Here is an 18,028-nt window from a genome sequence, read left to right as displayed (position 1 = left end):
CAGCGGTAAAGGAAGTCAGCTTAGTCGAGCTGAATTTTCAGATCGCGAATCAGTTTATGCCAGCGTGTATTTTCGCGCGCCAGCAGGGCCGTGTAATCGGCCGTCGTGCTGCCGACCGGTTCGACCCCGAAGTCGATGAATTTCTTGCTCACCGCAGGGTTTTGCATGGCTTTGGCTGCGGCCTGCTGCAATGTGTTGATCACATCGGCTGGCGTTCCTGCTGGTGCGACGACGCCGACCAGGGCGTAGGCTTCCACGTTCTTCAAACCCAACTCGGCAAACGTGGGGACGTCAGGCAACTGGGGAATGCGTTTTGGGGTGGCCACCGCCAGGGGGTGACTTTGCCGCCCTTGACGAAGCTTGCTGCCGCCGCAAAATCGCTCATGGCCAACGGCACCTGGCCGCCCGCCACATCGGCCAGCGCCGGGGCTGCGCCGCGATAGGGGATGTGCACCAGGTGCAATCCGGCGGTTTGCTTCAGGAGTTCCAGCGACAGATGGTGCGGGCTACCCGAGCCTGCCGATGCAACACTGTACTTGCCGGGGTTGGCTTTGGCTTTGGCAAGAAAATCTTTGGCGGTCTTGAACTCTCCACCTGGTGTGGTAATGAGCATCATCGGCACGCGTCCGATGAGGGAGACTGGCGCTAGGTCGCTGACCTTGTAGGTCAAGTTTTTGTAGAGCACCGGGTTGAACACCAGGTGGCCGTTGTCTGCGTTCATCACGCTGTAGCCGTCTGCGCCGCCTCGCAGAATGTCCTGCACTGCAATGGCGCCGTTGCCGCCGGGCTTGTTGTCGACCAGGATGTTCTGGCCCAGGTCGGCTCCCATCTGCGCCGCGACCGTGCGCGCCATGAAGTCGGACCCGCCGCCCGCCGGATAGGGCACTACCCAGCGTATGGACTTGTTGGGGAATGCTGATTGCGCCAGGGCGAGTGGGCTGACAGTCACGCCGGCCAGTGCGGCCAGTGCAATGAGGGCTTTCTTCATGCGGGAGTCTCCTTTTGTGCTTGGTTACAGTAAAAATCAGCGGGTGTCTTATGTCAACGCATTGTTCGAGCGACGCCGGTCAGGGCTTTCCCTTGGGTTTCGTCGCTTTTCATGAAGTTGAAAGAGGTGCTCTGCGCCACACCAGATGTGCTGAGCGCGCCTCTGGTGTGCCGTCTTCAAAGCGGGCGCTGAGATAGAGCTGGCCGTCTCGCATCTGTGCTGTTCGGCGCTGGATGCCGCCCTCCCAGTTGGGGTAGAGGCTGTGCTCCACGTGATGGGCGATCACCGCTCCTGCATCGCCTTCGCTTTCTACTTCCCATCCGCCCGCGTAGCTGAAATAGCTGCTGTACGCGGCGACCTTGTCTTGATCGCTGGCAGTCCATTGGCTGGCAGCCAGGCGGGGGCGGTCGGCCTTTTCAATGATGCAGAACATGCCGTGCTGGCCGTATTCAATGAACCCGCGAAGCTGCTCACCCAGGGGGTAGCTCACGCGCCCGTCGTCATATTCTTGTCGCCAATCGACGATTAACCAGCGGCCGAGGATGTCTTCTTTTTTCATGTCTGTGGCTCAATAAGGAATTCGGTGAGCAGGCGAGTGAACGCCGCGGTCTTTTCGATTTGCACCCAGTGACCGCATTCGCCGAATACATGCATGTCCGCGTGGGGAATCAGGCGCAGCAACTGCTCTGACACTTCAAGCGGAATGACGCGGTCGTCGCGCCCGTGGATGATGAGCGTTTTCTGCTTGATTCCGCGCAGCGCGGATTCGGGCAGCGCCAGCATGTCAACACCTCGCTGGCGTGGCTGCGGAAACAGCGCGGAAAAGCGCTGCTGCACGTCAGCGCGCGTGCTGGCCTCATAGCGCATTCTGACGAGATCGTCGGTGACGATGCCCTGGTCGAACGCAAAAATGCCGATCAACTCGCGCATGGCTTCCAGCGAGGGCTGATAACCCCACACTTTGTCGAGCCCCTCGCTGATGGGAAAAGAGACGCCCACCGCGCCCATCAGCACCAGCTTCTCCACACGCTCCGGGTGCCGGTGCGCGAGCGCCAGCGCAATGGCGCCACCAAACGAATTGCCCACCACCGAAACACTCGTTAGATCCAGCGCGTCGAGCAGGTCGGTGAGCTGTTTCACCCAGGCGTCCACGTTCAGTGGCATATCGGGCGGGCAACTGGTATAGCCAAACCCGAGCATGTCAGGCGCTATCACCCGCGCTTGCTGAGACAGCACCGGAATCACCCCGCGCCAGTTGGCCCAGGCGGTGACACCGGGGCCAGAGCCGTGGATGAGCAAAATCGGCTCGCCTTGTCCCACATCGTGGACGTTGATGGTGCATGGCCCCAACGGCAAGGCGCGGGCAATTTCAGGTGAAGAGTTGGAGGTGGCGGTCATGAGGGTTGCTTGGTTACTCTTTGGGCGCGATGGGTGCGCGCAGGCCGGCGGCGGCGATTTTCTTCAGGATCTGGCGCGCTTCCTCGCGTTTTGCGGGGGAAGCCAGGTGCGGTCGTGCCCCCACAGGCTCATGCCCGGGAGTTCAGTCACTTCCCAGTCGTGGCCGATCAGGCGACCAGCCCAACCTAGCTCCAGCATCCAGCCATCGGGTGTGCGCAGGTAGAACGAGGTGACGTGATCGTTGGTGTGGCGGCCCAGCGATACACCGATGGATTCCGGGTGCTCCAGCGCCATGTCGTAGGCGCGGCCCACGTCGTCCCAATCCTTGTATTCGAGCATGAAGTGATACACGCCAGGGCCGGTGCCGGTGTCTGCCAGACCGATGGTGTGGTGCCGCGGGTTGACGTGGAAAAACTCGGCCACGAAAGGGGCGCTGGCGCGGTCGCTCATTCTGAAACTGAGCACGTCCTGGTAGAGGTGTTTCATGGCCGTGAAATCGCCGGCCATCAGCGCCGTGTGTCCGATGCCCAGATCGACCCCGCCTGCCTTGGTGCGAAAGCCGCCGATGGGTCGGCCAGGCATGAAAGGTGTGGCGGCATCCTGCATGCCGTAGGCAAGCTCGACGCGGTAGCCGTCCGGGTCAAGGAAGTGCGCCATGCCGGCAACGCCGCGCAGCGCCCGCTCTTCGGCCGTCGATGGCGTGACGGTAAATCCCGCGGCCTCCAGTCTCTTGACGACTGTCTCCAGTACTGCGGCGTTGGCCACGGTGTAACCCATGCCGAGTGTGGGCTTGCCAGTGGTGGCTTGCAGCAGCAGTCGCTGCACCTTGTCATCCATGCGCAGGCGCACAGAGCGGCCGTGCTCCACTTCTTCGGCCTGCAGACCGGCGATGTCGGTCGCCATCCGGATCCAGGCGGGGAGGTCGGAGGTGCCGACCAATACGTAACTCAGGGCATCAATCATGGGTGCTTCCGGGTTTAACCTGGGTTCAACCCAGGTTCAGATTGACTCGCGTTCACGCATCATGCGCAGCACCGCGTTTCCGGTGCGTTCGATGTGCGTGCGCAGTACCTCCGATGCGAGTTCCGCGTTGCGGGCGAGGGCAGCGTCGAACAGGGCCTGGTGCTCTTGCGTCACGTCGCGGTCTGGCTCGCTGGTCTTCATCAGCACGCGCCGATAGCGGTCGCTCATGCCGTGCAGCAGTTCGCAAAAGCGCATCAAAATAGGTGAGCCGCATGCGCTGATGAGCGTGCGGTGGAATACGTGATGGCGCTCTTCCCACGAGCTGATCTCGTCGGCCTGCCATCGCTTGGTCTCGAAGTTCTTCAGGCGCTGGAAAGCCGTCATCAGCGCGATTTCCCAGTCTTCGCCACCCAGCCGGATTGATTCGCGCAGAGCCTTCTGCTCCAGGTCGATTCGCTGCGTCTTGATGTCGAGGAATTCCTCCATGCTCAGCGGGGCGACACGGTAGCCGCGTTGGCCAGAGGGAATCAGCAACCCCTCTGCTACCAGGCGCGATAAGCCTTCGCGAATGGGGCTCAGCGAAACGCCGTAATCCTGCTTCAAACCCTCCAGTTGCACGCGCTCACCGGGCAGTCGCCGACCTGTCAGGATTTCCAGGCGCAGGGCCTGGGCGACGTCGGTAGTGCGCGTGGTGATGGCGGGGGCTTCCTGCATGGTGGTGGGGCTGTCTTGTTTGCCTAGGCTACGGCATGAATATATGACGTGTCAAAGAATATCATACGTAATTGGCGTTTACCCCGAGATCCCACGCGCCGCGGCATCAGGGCGGCATCAGGGCGCCGCAGTTCCAGCATTGTTCGAAGCCACCCTCAATCTGTTCGCTGCAAGCGGTGCATGTCCAGCGGCGCTGAGGCACTCGCGCCAGTTCGGCCAACAGGGCCTTGGCCGCTGCCTCGTGCTCGTCGTGGAGCAGCCAGATTTCCGGCAGGCATTGGTCAGGTGGCAATTCGCCCGCGACCCCGGACAGAAACTGCCTCTGAACAGTAGCGGGGTAACCACCTTCGCACAGCAAATCAGCCCATATCTGAGCAATGGCGGTGTTGGGAGCACGGGTCAGGCGGCGCATGGCCCATTGTGCCCGTTGAGAGCGCGCAACGCGGCAGCGAGTGAGGGGCGCCTCGAAACTTCCCTGGGAGCGCCTTGTCATCGTCACTGAAAATTCAAACGCCGCCTTGGATGCGCCTTTACACGCTACCCCTTGTTACCCACGATCTTCCGGAGTCATCCCTAGGGATGTCCTGCCTAACCCTCGCGAGTCTGTGGCAGCACGGCCTCGGGCGACCCGCACTACCACCGCCTCGCAAGGGTGATGCAGGGCATCCTTGAAGCCAGAGGAGGCCATGCCCCCTTTGAAAGAAAACTAAAAATCAAAGGGATGAGTTTAAATATTAGAAAAACTTAAGCGGTTTCAGGTGCAAGTTTCGCCAGGATCACTTCATCTAGATTTTGATTCTTCGCGAACGTATAGGCAGAGATGCCCGAATTCGTAGTTGCTTTAACATCGGCGCCATATTGGATGAGTAAATCGATCAGGGCGCCAGTTCCCATGTTCGGGTAATTCAGTGCCGCATGGAGCGGCCTTTCTCCTTGAGTGTTCTGAATATTCGGGTCGGCGTTGTGTTGCAGAAGTACTGCTGCAACAGAAGGATCTTTGCCCATCACGGCGTAGTGGAGAGGGGACAAGTCAGCGCCACCAAGGTCATTCATAAAGGATACAGGAAGGACCGAGGCGAGAAATCGGATGAGCTCCGTGTTGGTTGTGCGCGCAGCAGTATGAAGAAGGTTATTTCCCATATGGTTGCGGTTATCCAGCGGCGCACTGTGATTGGCGAGCAGCTGCACGAGCTCAAGGTTGCCTTTGCTCACGGCGATGCTCAAAGCCGACTCTCCGGTGGTGGCCAGGCGGGCGGACCATGCCTTCAGATCCAGGCCGGCGGCAGAGAATGCAGCAATGCTGGAGAGTGTGCCACTGATGGTGGCCTGATTTCCCGTCCTGGCTGCATCTGAAATCAGATTGAGTTCGCTGGAATCTAGCGATACCCCGACCTCCGCGAACATGCTATTAATAAAATCCGTAGTGACGCTTAGCGCGTCAACACTTACATGGTTGTTCAGAAGATACTTAACCGCATCAATATTCTGTGCCTCGCACGCAGCCATAAGTACTGTATGCCCAGCATGATCTGCATGATGAATGTCCGCGCCTTGGCTAATCAGCCATTGGAATCCTGTATTGTCAACTGCGGCATGATGCAAGGCGGTGCGGCCTTGAAAATCTTCAGTATGCAGGGCAAAATTTAAAGCGTTCTGTCGCGCAGTATGGTGGTTATCGCCTGCTTTGACGTTGTGTGCAATGTGACCTTCAAGTATGGATCTGAGTCTCTCAGCACTGCCGAGTCTTTTTTCGTAATCAGGCATGCCTAACGATTGGTGGGACTGCATATAAATTGTCCTCCCTTCATTATCTGTATCGTCCAGCGCGAAACCCATCGAAAGCAATCGCAGCACAGTAACGTCGTTTTGGGCATAGGCCATAGCGGTTCTCCCTGCTTGGTCCCGGCCGTGTAGATCTATTTTTGCGCCATCGTGTTCAAGTTCATGAAGCCACGCAAGTGTTCCTTGTGGGAGAGGGTAGTACGTGAATTCCGGGGTGGAAGGACTTTGTTTCAGTTCCCCTTGGTACGCCGCGTAATGAGCCGAAGATCTACCATGTGAATCTCTAGCATTGTTGATGAATTCAATAACGTATTTCTTGGCCTCATTCGCCGTGAGCCCTTCAGATACGAGCGCCTGTACATGCAGATTAAATACGTATTCTTTTACTTGATGGACACCAAGGATGCCTCCAAGACGGTCGGGGTGAACTTTAAGAGGAAGCATGTAAGAGGTGACCCCATTGCAGTCCCTGGTAGTGAGATCAAATTTCCCTATCTGTACCGCAGCCTTGAGTTTTCGGTCTTCTAAGTTGAAAATTACTGTGCGGCCTTTTTTGTCCAGGGAATTTATGCTCTGACCAAACGATTGGAGAAGCTGAACGTCGTTTTTGAGATGACGGGGGGAATTGGGGCTTAATAAGAGCTTAATTGGGTGTTCTGTGTCTGCAGATTGCAATCCTTCGAAAATAAAACCTCCATTTTTGAATTCTTGTAGTAAATCGCTTGTGAGAGGGTGCGATTTATCTCTCTCCAGCAGGTATTCGAATGTGCCGCTGAGTTGCTTTGGTGTCATGCCGTTTTTAATGTACGTTCTTAGTAGCAAAAGGCTGACTTCCCATTCTGGGGAGGAGTTGTTTCTGAGAGCGCTTTCTAATATGGCTATATTTTTGCGGGAACTAAGTTGGAGGTGAAAATTATGTTCAAGAGCGAGCTCGACCATTTTCATATCTTGGTTTTGAACAGCTCTTCCCAAGAGGCCGCCGATGGCAGGAAATATTTCCTTGATATCGTAGCCTTCCTGAATCAAGGTGCGAACCTTGGCACTATCTCCTGCATCTACTGCATCCTCCAGCAATTGCCTTTCCGATGACTTCGCTTCTTCGTTATAGATGTCAGATGGCAACATGATCAGCTCGTCATCCGAGTCGGTCTCGTCCAAAGAGCCGAAGGGGACATAAGAGTCGACCGGGACCTCACAGTCATCCGTCATGGGCGCGGCGTTCGCGAGAAGCGAGGCCCGTGTATCACCACTGCCGGTCTGAACATGAGCTGTTGAGTAACTGGGCGCGGCCTGTCCGTTTGCTGTCAGGCTGCTGAGAGGGGCTGTGGTGCTCGGAAGTTTTGGGGGAATTTGGGACACTTGCAAAGATGCTCATTTTGCTGGCCGAAGAGCCGGAAAGCACACTTTAGTGCAAGCATCAAAAAGTTGCAATCAGGTGGGAATAGTCATAGAAAACTATGCCTAAAGAGCTATTATTCGCAAGGCTGACGCGCCGCTTCGATGCATGCTTAGAACACCACTTCGAACGCATCTTCAAATGCGGCGCCGAACTGCGGAGAGCCCGCCAATGAAAGTGTGACCGTAGTGCGCCCATAGGGGCTGGCAGCCAGCGTCACCTGCCCCCTTTCGGCATCGAAGCTGGCGACCAGGGGCTGACCCTCATCGTCTTGGGCTTGCAGGTCGTAATCCCAGTCACCGCCGTTATCAAGCGCCCCTTGCCGGCCAGTGAAGCTCTGGGTGGCCCATGTGAGCACCAGGCTAATTTCATGAGCCACCGCCGAAACCCGGTCTGGGATCACGCAGGCCATGGCATCCCAGGTGCCGATGCCTTGCTCGTCTTCGCTGTAGTCGAAGTCCAGATAGGAGAGCGCTTTCAACTTGTCGACCTCACTGCCGTGTTCACCGCATTCAGGGTACCTTGATTTGCTGCGGGAGTTTCCAGAAGGCAAATGCGCCGGCAAGCAACATGCCGCTCATCGTCAGCAGCACGACGGAGTAGGGTTCGATACCGGCTGCTTGTGCGAGCGAGGCGGCCATGCCGGTTAGCCACTGCATGAGCGAAATGCCCAGGAACATGGCCATGGTAAACAGCGACAACGCTCTTCCTCGCACGTTGGCCGCATACGCTTCACGCACATAACCGTACTGCAAAATGCCATAGCCCGACATCAAGCCATAGCCGATCGCCAGCGCTATGTCGGACCATGCCAGCGCCAGCACGCCCATGGCGCCCAACAGCATGGCACCCACCATTGAGAGCGTCAGCATCCAGCGCACGCGCCGGGCACCTCCTGGGTCCAGGCGACCAAAAATAGCGGGGCTGGCCATATTGGCGAGCGTCATGACCAAGGCGACGTTACCGCTGGCCACCAGGGAGAGACCGTGGCGCTCGATCAGCATGGGACCAAGCCAGAGCCCGCGCAAAGTGATGAACCCAGCGTAGGTCACGGCTGCATAGGCAATCAGCCCGGCGGTGTGGGGGAGCTTGAAAAGCTCCAGCATCCCCCGCAGCGCCGCCCAGGCGCTTGGCCGCTCCTGGGCGCGCTTGTCGTCTGGTTCGGCAGGTTCATGCACAAGGTGCCAGATGCTCACCCAGGCGGCTAGGGCCAGCACGACCAGCACGCCGAAAGCCCATCGCCATGAGCTGGCCTCGATCAGCCAGGCCATCGGCGTCGCGGTGGCCAGTACCCCCAGGCCGCTGACGCTCATGATCAGCCCTGAAGTAGAGGTGAATCGGTCGTGGTGAAAGTACCGCGATATGAAGATCGTACACACCAGGAATGCCGGCGCGCAGCCTGTGCCGATCATGATCTGGCCGAGCAGCAATGGCACGTAGCCTTCCGCGTTGGCTGAAACCAATGCCCCCAGGATCGCGATCGGAAACGCCGTCACGATGGTGCGGCGCACCCCGAAGAGGTCGATGGACACCCCCATGACCAACTGCATGATGCCGAACGCGAAGTGAAAGGCGGCCGCCCACAAGCCAAGCTGCTGCGGAGACAGATTCAGTTCGCTAGCCAGCGGTGGCCCCATGATGGCCGCCACGGTGCGAAACGCCTGGCTCAGCGCAAAAGCGCTGGCCAGCGCCAGCAGCATGGCCCAAGCCAGCCGTGTGCTCAGGATTTGGCCCGGCGCATTCTTATGGGCCGCGCCTTCAGGGAGGTCACGGAGCTCCGGACTCAGTGTTGATGCCCGTGCGCGCCGTGCACGTGCTGGTGCGCAATTTCCTCGGCCGTGGCGGGGCGCACTTCCTTCACTGTGGCGGCAAAGCGAATGGCCTGCCCGGCCAGTGGGTGGTTGGCATCCAGAATGACCTCAGGCCCCTTGATCTTGACCACGTGGAACACCCTTGGCTGTCCGTCTGGGCCGGGACCCTGCAACTGGCCGCCAACCTTCACGCCCGGAGGGAACTCGGCTTTGGAAATGGTGCGCACCAGCGCCTCATCGCGATCGCCGAAAGCATCGGCCGGCTGCAGATCAATGGTCATGTTCTCGCCCACACCTTTGCCTTCGAGCAACTCTTCGGCTTTCGGGAACAGGCCTTCATAACCGCCGTGCAGATAGGCCGTGGTGCCGGAATCGAGCGGCTTGCCTTTCAGGTCGGTGATGCGGAAGTTCAGGGTAACGGCGGTGTCGCGTGTGATGTTCATGGTCTTGCAGAAAATGGATTTGATTTGATTGTTGGATGGCGGCTTCAGCTCAAGTGCTCACCGGCGATACCCGCCAGCTTGAACATGCCCACACTGTCGGCGCCCAGAACGGGGCGCAGTTTGGCATCGGCGAGGATCGTGCGCTTGTCCTTGGGGTCTTGCAGGTTGTGGGTCTTGATGTAATCCCACAGCAGCTTCACAACCTCGCCGCGCCCGAAGGGGCCTTCGCCGATCACTGCCGCAAGCGCGGCGCTCGGTTTCAGGGTGCCGGTGCGCGGGGCTTTGGCGGATTTTTCTGTCTTGGGCCCAGCCGTTTTCTTGGCTGCGGCCTTTTTGGCAGCGGGTTTTTTGTCGGTGGCGCCCGGCTTGGCGGTTTTGGCTGCGCCTGCCCGGGTAGCTACCTTCTTGGCGGCAGCCGACGCGCGTGCCGGGTATTTGCCGGCCTTGCCTTCCCGCGGCTCGAACTCGAAAATGACCTTGCCTTCTTCACCGCTCCAGGCTAACCGTGCCTTAAAGCTGCGGCGCGTGCGCATGCTCACGAACTTGTCGAGGAGATCGGTGCGGCCCTCGGCGAGAAGTTTCTTCATTTGCTCGGGCTCGACAGGCTGCTGCAAGATCACCTGCCCGCTCTTGAAGTCACAAGTGGGCGCTGGGTGATCGTGCGTCGGCACGGAGCGCTCACAGACGTAATTCTTGCCAAACAGCTTTACCGCCGCGCCGCACTTCGGGCATGCGCCCAAACTGGGAACCGCCGTCAGGTCGACGATCTCGCCACTCTGCTCTGCTCGGGCATCGTCGCCAAAATCGAACTCCAGTTTGTAGTTGTTCGACTCCTCGTCGCGCACCAGCGTCAGTTCGGCCACAAAGGGCCAACCGGCCTTGCTGCGAAAGCCATCCAGTGGGCCGATCTTGCGGTCGCGCAGGAACGTTTCCGCCTCCTCCACCGAAAAGGCGCGGCCAGCGGGCATTTTGGTGAATGAGAAACCGCAGGCTCCCTCGCCGCTGCCCGAGGGGCCGGCGCACGCGTAGCGTCTGTAGTTTTCCTTGACCACGCCGCCGCAGTGCGGGCACCGCGTCTGCAGCGTGGTGTAGTCGCCGGGCACGGTGTCGCGGTCATACTCCTTAGCCTTCTTGACGATGCGCTCGGTCATGGCGGCGATTTCACGCATGAAGTCTGCGCGCGAGAGGCGGCCGTGTTCCATCTGCGCCAGCTTGTATTCCCATTCGCCGGTCAGAGCCGGCTTGCTCAGCTCTTCTACCTGCAAACCGCGCAACAAGGTCATCAACTGGAAGGCCTTGGCGGTGGGGATCAGCTCGCGCCCTTCGCGCAGGATGTATTTTTCGGTCAGCAGTCCTTCAATGATGGCTGCACGAGTAGCTGGGGTGCCCAGGCCCTTCTCCTGCATGGCTTCGCGCAGTTCGTCGTCGTCAATCAGCTTGCCCGCGCCCTCCATGGCACCCAGCAGCGTGGCTTCGCTGTAGCGTGCCGGTGGACGGGTGCGCAGCGCCTTGGGCTCAACGTGCTCTGCCAGCACTTCTTCACCCGGCTGCACAGCCACCAGTGTCTTGCCGTCGTCCTTGCCGTCGCTGGTTTCGCTGGCGGCTTCCTTGCCATAAATCGCCAGCCAGCCTGGCTTGACCAGCACCTTGCCATCGGAGCGGAAGTTGTAGGGTTTGGCATGTTGAGCCGTGCCCGTATCCGTGCCTGCACCCGCCGCGGGGGAAATGACAGTCGTGATACGTGTGGTCACCATGTATTCGGCGCTCGGGTAGAACACCGCCATGAAACGCCGCACCACCAGGTCGTACAGTTTCTGCTCTGCTTCTGAAAGCGCGCCAGGAGCCTCCAGCGTGGGAATGATGGCAAAGTGATCCGACACCTTGGCGTTGTCGAAAATGCGCCGGTTGGGCCTCACGTAGCCTTGTTCCAGGGCGAACCTGGCATGCGGCGCCAAGTGGCGCTGGCTGCTGCCGGCCAGCATCTCGAAGGTCTTGCGCGCCACCGGCACGTAATCTTCTGGCAGGTAGCGCGAATCCGTACGCGGGTAGGTCAAAGCCTTGTGCCGCTCATACAGCGATTGAGCCAGGGCCAGGGTGGTCTTGGCCGAGAAGCCGAACTTGCCGTTCGCCTCGCGCTGCAGGCTGGTCAGGTCGAACAGCAGTGGAGAGGCTTGCGTGGTGGGCTTGCTCTCTTCCTTGACGCTGCAAGATTTTCCTCTTGCGGCCTCGGCAATGGCCAATGCTTCGCTTTCGCGCCACACGCGGTCGGCGCGCGCTTCTGCATCGTCGCCCTTTTTCCATGCCGGGTCGAACCATTTGCCGGCGTATTCGCCTGCTTCGGCCAGGAAAGTGGCGTGAATCTCCCAGTAATCGCGCGCCACGTGCTTGCGGATCTGCTCCTCGCGCTCAACCACCACGGCCAGCGTGGGGGTTTGCACCCGGCCCACCGTGGTCAGGAAGAACCCGCCATCTCGCGAGTTGAACGCCGTCATGGCCCGCGTGCCGTTAATGCCGACCAGCCAGTCTGCCTCGCTGCGGCTGCGCGCGGCGTCGGCCAAGCCCTGCATCTGCGCCTCAGATCGGAGGTTGTCGAAGCCGTCGCGTATAGCCTGCGGCGTCATGCTTTGCAGCCACAAGCGTTTCACAGGCTTGCGGGCGTGCTTGCCGTCGAGGGCATATTGCTCGATGAGCCGGAAGATCAACTCACCCTCGCGCCCTGCGTCACAGGCGTTGATCAATTCGCTCACGTCTTTGCGCCGAGCTTGCTTGACGACCGCATTCAGCCGAGTCTTGGTTTTGTCCACCGGCTTCAGGTCGAAGTGCGGCGGGATGACTGGCAAGTGGGCGAAGCTCCATTTGCCGCGTTTGACGTCGTACTGCTCCGGGGCCTGGATCTCCACCAGGTGGCCTACGGCGCTCGTAACCACGTAGCGATCATTCTCGAAATGGTCTTCGTGTTTATCGAACTTGCCTGCCACGGGCGTGAGTGCCCGGACAATGTCCTGGGCGACCGAGGGCTTTTCTGCAATGACCAGTGTTTTCATGTGTAGCTAGAATTCGCTTTCTTCGCGCGGGCGCGCTCGCACGCATGTGCATGTGCACGCGCATACGCATAAATTCAACATAACAAAGTTTCGCCGTGGCTTCAAAAAAGGGCCTTCACGCCCCGCTGCTTCGCATGATCCGCTGCCTGCCGAGGGGGCGCCTGATGCCGTGGAGCGACCCGGCGACAAAAAAATCCTTCCCTCTGGTCCTGATAACGCGGACAACAGCGGCCGCCGTATTCAGACCCGGCGCTCCGGGGTTCACGGCAAGGGCGTGTTCGCTGTGCAGGATATTCCGGCTGGCGAGCGCATCATCGAATACGTGGGCGAAGTGATCACCTGGGACGAGGCGCAACGCCGGCACCCCCATGACCCGGCTCAGCCCAACCACACGTTCTACTTCCACGTGGACAACGATCGCGTCATAGACGCGCTCTATGGCGGAAACTCCTCTCGCTGGATCAACCACAGCTGCGAGCCCAATTGTGAAGCCGACGAGGAAAACGGCCGAATCTTCATCAAATCCCTTCGCAAAATCAAGGCTGGGGAAGAACTCAACTACGATTATGGGCTGGTCATCGACGAGCCGCTCACCCTGGAACTGAAGCTTGAATACCCCTGCTGGTGCGGCAGTGCGCAATGCCGCGGCACTCTGCTGGCGCCTGCCGACAAAAAAGGCCGAAAAAACGGCAAGAAGAAGGCAAAGAGGGGCAAAGGTCAGAAGAAATGAACTCCACGCTGCGCGGCTTCGCAAGTGACGCTGGCTGCCAGCCAGCGCGGCGTATCGCATGACTACCTCACACTGGCCCTTGGAGGCCATCACTCAGGCGGCGCTGCCGTGGCTGCCGGGTTTCAAGGCGGAGGTTCTGCCTGAGGTTGATTCCACCAATAGTGAACTTCTCAGGCGCGCCCGCCAGGGGCACACCGAACCCACGCTACTGGTGGCAGAAGCGCAAACCGCTGGCAGGGGGCGCATGGGGCGAACTTGGCAGAGCGCCATTCAGGAGCCGGGCAGGGCGCTCACATTCTCGCTCGGCCTGCCACTCGCACCTGCAGACTGGTCCGGCCTTTCCCTGGCGGTTGGGCTTGCCGTGGCCGACAGCCTGCACCCAGACATTCGCATCAAATGGCCGAATGATCTCTGGTGGGAGGGGCGCAAATTGGCGGGCATTCTCATCGAGACGGCGGGCACCGCGCAGGCTGCAGGCCGATTCGTTGTTATTGGAATTGGCATCAACGTGTTGCCGCTGGAAGGCAGCGCCTTTTCCACGCCCCCGGCCTGGCTGACGGCCATAGATCCCGCGTTGAACGCACCTGCTGCGCTGCTGCGTCTCGCTGCGCCTTTGGTGCGAGCCGTGAAGGCGTTCGAGCGGGACGGCTTTGCGCCGCTCGCCGAGCGTTTCAATGCGCGCGACGCGTTTTCCGGATTGGACGTGAAGCTTTCCGACGGCACGGAAGGCAGGGCGCTGGGGGTCGGTCCCAGCGGAGCGCTGCGCGTGCAAACCGGCGCAGGCTTGCGTGAAATCATCAGCTCTGAAGTGAGCGTGCGCCCCGCGCCTTGAATGTAGGGCAGGAGGCGCTTCTCCTTCGCCAGCGATTTTCTTCACTTGCCGGCAGTCGCCATCCTTTTGCGCAAGCCTTTTGCGTTGTATCGCCTTATGATTGCCGCTCGAAACGCAACCCCGCTTGGAGACTAATCTCATGACCATGAAACTCTATTACGCCTCGGGCGCCTGTTCTTTCGTGCCGCACTCCATGCTGGAGATCGCTGGGGCCACGTTTGAGCCCGTGGCCGTCAAACTGCACCGCAACGAGCAAAATAGCCCAGAGTACAAGGCTGTCAACCCGCGCGGGCAGGTTCCGGTGCTTGTCGATGGTGATCAGGTCATTACACAGATCATGGCGATCATCAGCTACATCGATGCCAAGTTTCCTGAGGCTGGTTTCATTCCCAAGGAACCCCTCGCGCGTGCCCGTTTCGTGGAAACTCTGGCCTGGATGAACAACACAGTTCATCCGACTTTCACCCACGTCTTCATGCCCTTCAAGTTCAGCGACGATGCTGCGGCGCAGGAAGCGATCAAGACGTACAACGTGGGTGTGTACCGCCAATTGCTGAGCGAATTGCAGGGCATGGTGCAAAAGGCTCATAGCGAAGGTCGCGACTGGCTAGGCGGCGTGCATTGCGGCCCGCTGGACACCTACGCGCTGACCCTGACGCGCTGGGGCACCATTGCCGGCATCAACCCCGAGGACTACCCCCAACTGTGGGCCTTCGTCCAACGCGTGGCGCAGGTTCCAGCCGTCGCGCGGGCCATGGAGCGCGAGAAGTTGCAGCTGAGTTTGTACAAGGCTTAGGTTTTAGAGCTTCCAAGGGGCCTTGGGGCGCCCGGCGCTCGTGGAGAAACAGTGGTCTTCCTTGTAGGAGCGGCTTTAGCCGCGAATGGCTTCCTTAGGAGCAAAAGGACGACATGGGTGACGGTGACCCTTCGCGGCTGAAGCCGCTCCTACAAAGACAGAGGCGATGTAGGCCGTTTTGGGCTTTCAAAGTTTTGTTTCTCATGAGCGAGTGGCACTTACTTAAGCTTGAACCCAGATTTTCCATTAGGCGCACCTTCGGTGCTGCTTGGGCGTCAGCGGTGCATTTGCGGTCATTTCGGCCCCTCTTCGTCGCCCATAGCTACGGCTATGGGCTCCTCAGTCGGGACCAAACTGCCTCGCAACTGCCCTCGCTGCCATCCCAGGCCCTAATGGGAAATCTGGGTTTAAGAAGGGTGTTTCCTGTAGGAGCGGCTTTAGAGGCTGTCGTTAAAGTGGTTGGTGCAGCAGTGGCGATTGCCCCCTCTCCTTTCGGGAGAGGGTTGGGGTGAGGGAGCGCGCCCAAAGACAGTCTCAGATCATGCGCCGCTGCCCTCACCCTGGCCCTCTCCCGGAGGGAGAGGGAAGAAGAACGAGGCCGTTTTGCGACACCCTCTTTAGCCGCGAGGGGTTTCCGCGCGGTAAATGGCGATGTTTGTGGCGCAGGCGTCCGCTCCTACAGCTGCAGGGTTGCTCGTCATTCGCGTTCTTTCTCCGTCATCCCCGCGCAGCCTCACTAGCACACGGTCTCCATGCCACCCGCAGAAACCCAACTCAGCCCCAACAGTACACGGTCTCCATGCTACCCGCAGAAACCCAACTCAGCCCCAACAGTACACGGTCTCCATGCTACCCGCAGAAACCCAACTCAGTCTGATCGTTCCTCTGCGTGGGTTTCTCGACGACTTTGCCCTCGCGCTCGGTTTGAATTCTCGAATGCTGGCGCGGGCGGATGTCGAGCTTGTCATCGTGCTCGGCGATGCCCGCCTTGAACTCCCCGTCCGTATGCTCATGCAGCATCATCCAGACATCCGGTGGGCGCTGGACATCGTTGGCGCGGTCGAAGCTGCGCACTGGCGAGCCCAGGCCATCAATGCCGGGGTGCGTTGCAGCCGGGGAGAATTCCTATTGGTGTGCCGTGAGTCCGTGGTTTTTGCCAGCGACGTCATTACCCAGGTGCTGGAGGGCTTGCGGCAAATTCCAGGGGCCGTCATTCTGGGGCGCTGCAGCCGCGCCAGCGGTGCACAATCGCGCGCCGCACCTTCGCTGTCGGAGTTATTCAACCAGACGGCGTCGCAGCAGATCGATCCTGCCTCACTCAGCGCGCTCACGGGGGTGGCACGGCACGCATTGGAAGCCGTGGGCGGTTACGACGAGACCATTGCCGGCGACGAGGCGGGCGAGGACAATCTTCGAATCAGGCTGCAGTCTCCTGCGCCGTCATCCACGAACAAAATGTGCTCGGGTCTGCGACTCTGGCTAAGCACGGATTCAATGCAATGCGCGGCCAAGTGGCCGTAACGATAGGAGGCGATGACTACTGTGATCAAAATTGGATTCGGTGCTCGATTCTGGCTTGTCCAAAACCTGGCGTTCCACTGTGAGGGTGCGAACGCGCAATGTTAGCGTCCACTCTTACCCGGTGAACAGCGTCGTCACTTGTGGTCACAAACTAGTTTGCTGATCCCACGCCAAACCGCACCGTAAACCGCGCCCCTGGTCGCCGCTCGCCGGGGTGGGCATCGTCCACGCTAACTTCCGCTCCGTGCTGGCGCGCAATTTCCAGGACGATCGGCAGCCCCAGACCTGTGCCATCCACATTCGTGCCCAGAGCACGATAAAAGGGCTCAAACACGCGTTCCCGGTCGTGGGCGGGTATGCCCGGGCCGTTGTCTTCCACCTGGATGACGGGGGCGTAGGTGGCCGAGTCGTTGAATACACGCACCGTAATCACGCCGGGCTCCTCATCAGGCGAAGGCGCGTAATTGATCGCGTTGTCGACCATGTTGCGGATCATCTCCTTCAGCAGAGTCGGGTTGCCGGGCAAAATGAGCTCCGGTGAGCCGGGATTGGGGCCGTCATAGCCTAGGTCGATCCGGCGCTCCAAGGCTCGCGGCACCGCGTCTTGAACGGTCTCGATCGTCAGACGTGCCAGGTCACACGGCTGGGTCTCGAGTGGGGCTCCGCTGCCTTCGGCGCGTGCCAGAGCCAGCAACTGATTCACGGTATGCGTGGCTCGCACGCTGGCGCGTTCGATCTGCAGGAGAGACTGTTTCAGGTCTTCTGCGCTCGACTCCTCTCGCTGCGCCAAGTCAGCCTGCATGCGCAAGCCCGCCAACGGAGTCTTGAGTTGATGTGCGGCGTCCGCCAGGAAACGTTTTTGCGTGGCAACAGAGTCTTTCAGCCGCGTGAGCAGATCGTTTACCGACGCCACCAGCGGCCCCACCTCTTGCGGCACCGCATGGTCGTCCAGAGGGCTCAGGTCGTCCGGCTTGCGGGCGCGAATGCGCTCTTCAAGTTCCGCCAGGGGCTTGATGCCGCGCAGCAGTGCCAGCCACACCAGCAGCACCGCCAGCGGCAAGATGACAAATTGCGGCAACATCACGCCCTTGATGATCTCTGTAGCTAGCACGCTGCGCTTTTCCCGCGTTTCGGCCACCTGCACCAAGGCGGGTTGGCGCATACCCTCAATTTGCACCCACAGATGTGCCACGCGCACCGGCAGGCCGCGGAACTCGGTATCGCGCAGATGGGCTTCGTCGGGTGATTCAATGGCAGGCTCATCGGGGTCGCGCTCCGGTGGCGGAGGCAGGTCTCGCTCTCCTGAAAGAAATTCGCCGCGCACGCCCAGTACCTGATAGTAGACATTGTCCGAATCGTCGGCGCGTAGCAACTCGCTGGCCGGCCCAGGCAAATTGAAGCGCACACGCCGGTCCGGGCCCACATGGAGGAATTGAGCCAGCGCTTGCGCGTTGTACACCAGCGCTCGGTCGAAAGGTTTGTTGGCCAGGTTCTGCGCCACCAGCCAAGTCAGCGCCAGGCTAACCGGCCATAACAGCAGCAGCGGTGTGAGCATCCAGTCCAGGATCTCGCCGAAAAGAGAACGCTGGGCGCGCTGAAAGATTTTCATG

15 protein-coding genes and 1 pseudogene are annotated in these 18,028 nt (G+C 59.8%); 4 read left to right on the top strand and 12 right to left on the bottom strand.

Translation table 11 applies throughout. The features are described from left to right. Positions 1–20: 20 nt before the first annotated feature. The 11 genes and pseudogenes from AAAK34_RS01465 to AAAK34_RS01415 all read right to left on the bottom strand — a co-directional run bounded on the left by AAAK34_RS01465 (position 21) and on the right by AAAK34_RS01415 (position 12,539). Positions 21–829: pseudogene (locus tag AAAK34_RS01465) on the bottom strand (tripartite tricarboxylate transporter substrate binding protein). Between the two features lie 268 nt (positions 830–1,097). Then, positions 1,098–1,547, bottom strand: a complete 450-nt coding sequence (locus AAAK34_RS01460; protein WP_231696955.1) for a lipocalin-like domain-containing protein — start codon at positions 1,545–1,547, stop codon at positions 1,098–1,100. After that, positions 1,544–2,386 carry an alpha/beta fold hydrolase gene (locus tag AAAK34_RS01455; protein ID WP_231696956.1) on the bottom strand — a complete coding sequence of 281 codons (843 nt, stop codon included), beginning with the start codon at positions 2,384–2,386 and terminating at the stop codon, positions 1,544–1,546. The genes AAAK34_RS01460 and AAAK34_RS01455 overlap by 4 nt, the downstream gene beginning before the upstream one ends. Before the next feature lie 63 nt (positions 2,387–2,449). Continuing rightward, the gene (locus tag AAAK34_RS01450) at positions 2,450–3,349 is read right to left on the bottom strand and encodes a VOC family protein (protein WP_431777661.1); all 900 of its coding nucleotides are present in this window, start codon (positions 3,347–3,349) and stop codon (positions 2,450–2,452) included. Positions 3,350–3,385: 36 nt separating this feature from the next. Then, on the bottom strand, positions 3,386–4,063 hold the full coding sequence (locus AAAK34_RS01445) for an FCD domain-containing protein (RefSeq protein ID WP_231696958.1): 678 nt from the start codon (positions 4,061–4,063) through the stop codon (positions 3,386–3,388). A 106-nt stretch (positions 4,064–4,169) separates the two neighbouring features. Further along, the gene (locus AAAK34_RS01440; protein WP_231696959.1) at positions 4,170–4,475 is read right to left on the bottom strand and encodes a putative signal transducing protein; all 306 of its coding nucleotides are present in this window, start codon (positions 4,473–4,475) and stop codon (positions 4,170–4,172) included. A 332-nt stretch (positions 4,476–4,807) separates the two neighbouring features. Beyond that, positions 4,808–7,204 (bottom strand): ankyrin repeat domain-containing protein, encoded by a 2,397-nt coding sequence (locus tag AAAK34_RS01435; protein WP_231696960.1) that lies wholly within the window; start codon positions 7,202–7,204, stop codon positions 4,808–4,810. Positions 7,205–7,353: 149 nt separating this feature from the next. Further along, positions 7,354–7,722: a hypothetical protein gene (locus tag AAAK34_RS01430; protein WP_231696961.1), complete on the bottom strand. Its 369-nt coding sequence runs from the start codon at positions 7,720–7,722 to the stop codon at positions 7,354–7,356. Between the two features lie 31 nt (positions 7,723–7,753). Beyond that, complete coding sequence (locus AAAK34_RS01425) at positions 7,754–9,028, bottom strand: MFS transporter (RefSeq protein WP_431777991.1); 1,275 nt, start codon at positions 9,026–9,028, stop codon at positions 7,754–7,756. After that, positions 9,025–9,495 carry an FKBP-type peptidyl-prolyl cis-trans isomerase gene (locus AAAK34_RS01420; protein ID WP_231696963.1) on the bottom strand — a complete coding sequence of 157 codons (471 nt, stop codon included), beginning with the start codon at positions 9,493–9,495 and terminating at the stop codon, positions 9,025–9,027. Before AAAK34_RS01420 ends, AAAK34_RS01425 begins: the two co-directional genes overlap by 4 nt. Positions 9,496–9,539: 44 nt before the next feature. Continuing rightward, positions 9,540–12,539: a DNA topoisomerase III gene (locus AAAK34_RS01415; RefSeq protein ID WP_231696964.1), complete on the bottom strand. Its 3,000-nt coding sequence runs from the start codon at positions 12,537–12,539 to the stop codon at positions 9,540–9,542. 169 nt (positions 12,540–12,708) lie between these two features. On the opposite strand from AAAK34_RS01415, the gene AAAK34_RS01410 reads away from it, so the two are divergent. From AAAK34_RS01410 to AAAK34_RS01395, 4 genes are all read left to right on the top strand, one after another. After that, complete coding sequence (locus tag AAAK34_RS01410) at positions 12,709–13,269, top strand: SET domain-containing protein (protein WP_431777660.1); 561 nt, start codon at positions 12,709–12,711, stop codon at positions 13,267–13,269. Positions 13,270–13,327: 58 nt separating this feature from the next. Next, entirely contained in the window at positions 13,328–14,101 is a 774-nt protein-coding gene (locus AAAK34_RS01405; RefSeq protein WP_231696965.1) for a biotin--[acetyl-CoA-carboxylase] ligase, read from the top strand. Between the two features lie 139 nt (positions 14,102–14,240). Next, entirely contained in the window at positions 14,241–14,897 is a 657-nt protein-coding gene (locus AAAK34_RS01400; RefSeq protein ID WP_231696966.1) for a glutathione S-transferase family protein, read from the top strand. 846 nt (positions 14,898–15,743) lie between these two features. After that, positions 15,744–16,418 carry a hypothetical protein gene (locus AAAK34_RS01395; RefSeq protein ID WP_231696967.1) on the top strand — a complete coding sequence of 225 codons (675 nt, stop codon included), beginning with the start codon at positions 15,744–15,746 and terminating at the stop codon, positions 16,416–16,418. 151 nt (positions 16,419–16,569) lie between these two features. Here AAAK34_RS01395 and AAAK34_RS01390 read toward each other — a convergent pair whose 3' ends face one another. Further along, positions 16,570–18,027, bottom strand: a complete 1,458-nt coding sequence (locus AAAK34_RS01390; protein WP_231696968.1) for a sensor histidine kinase N-terminal domain-containing protein — start codon at positions 18,025–18,027, stop codon at positions 16,570–16,572. Between the last annotated feature and the right edge of the window lies 1 nt (position 18,028).

Source organism: Ottowia caeni, from assembly GCF_050821495.1.
Taxonomy (GTDB): domain Bacteria; phylum Pseudomonadota; class Gammaproteobacteria; order Burkholderiales; family Burkholderiaceae_C; genus Ottowia; species Ottowia caeni.
This window is presented reverse-complemented; position numbering and strand designations above follow the sequence as displayed.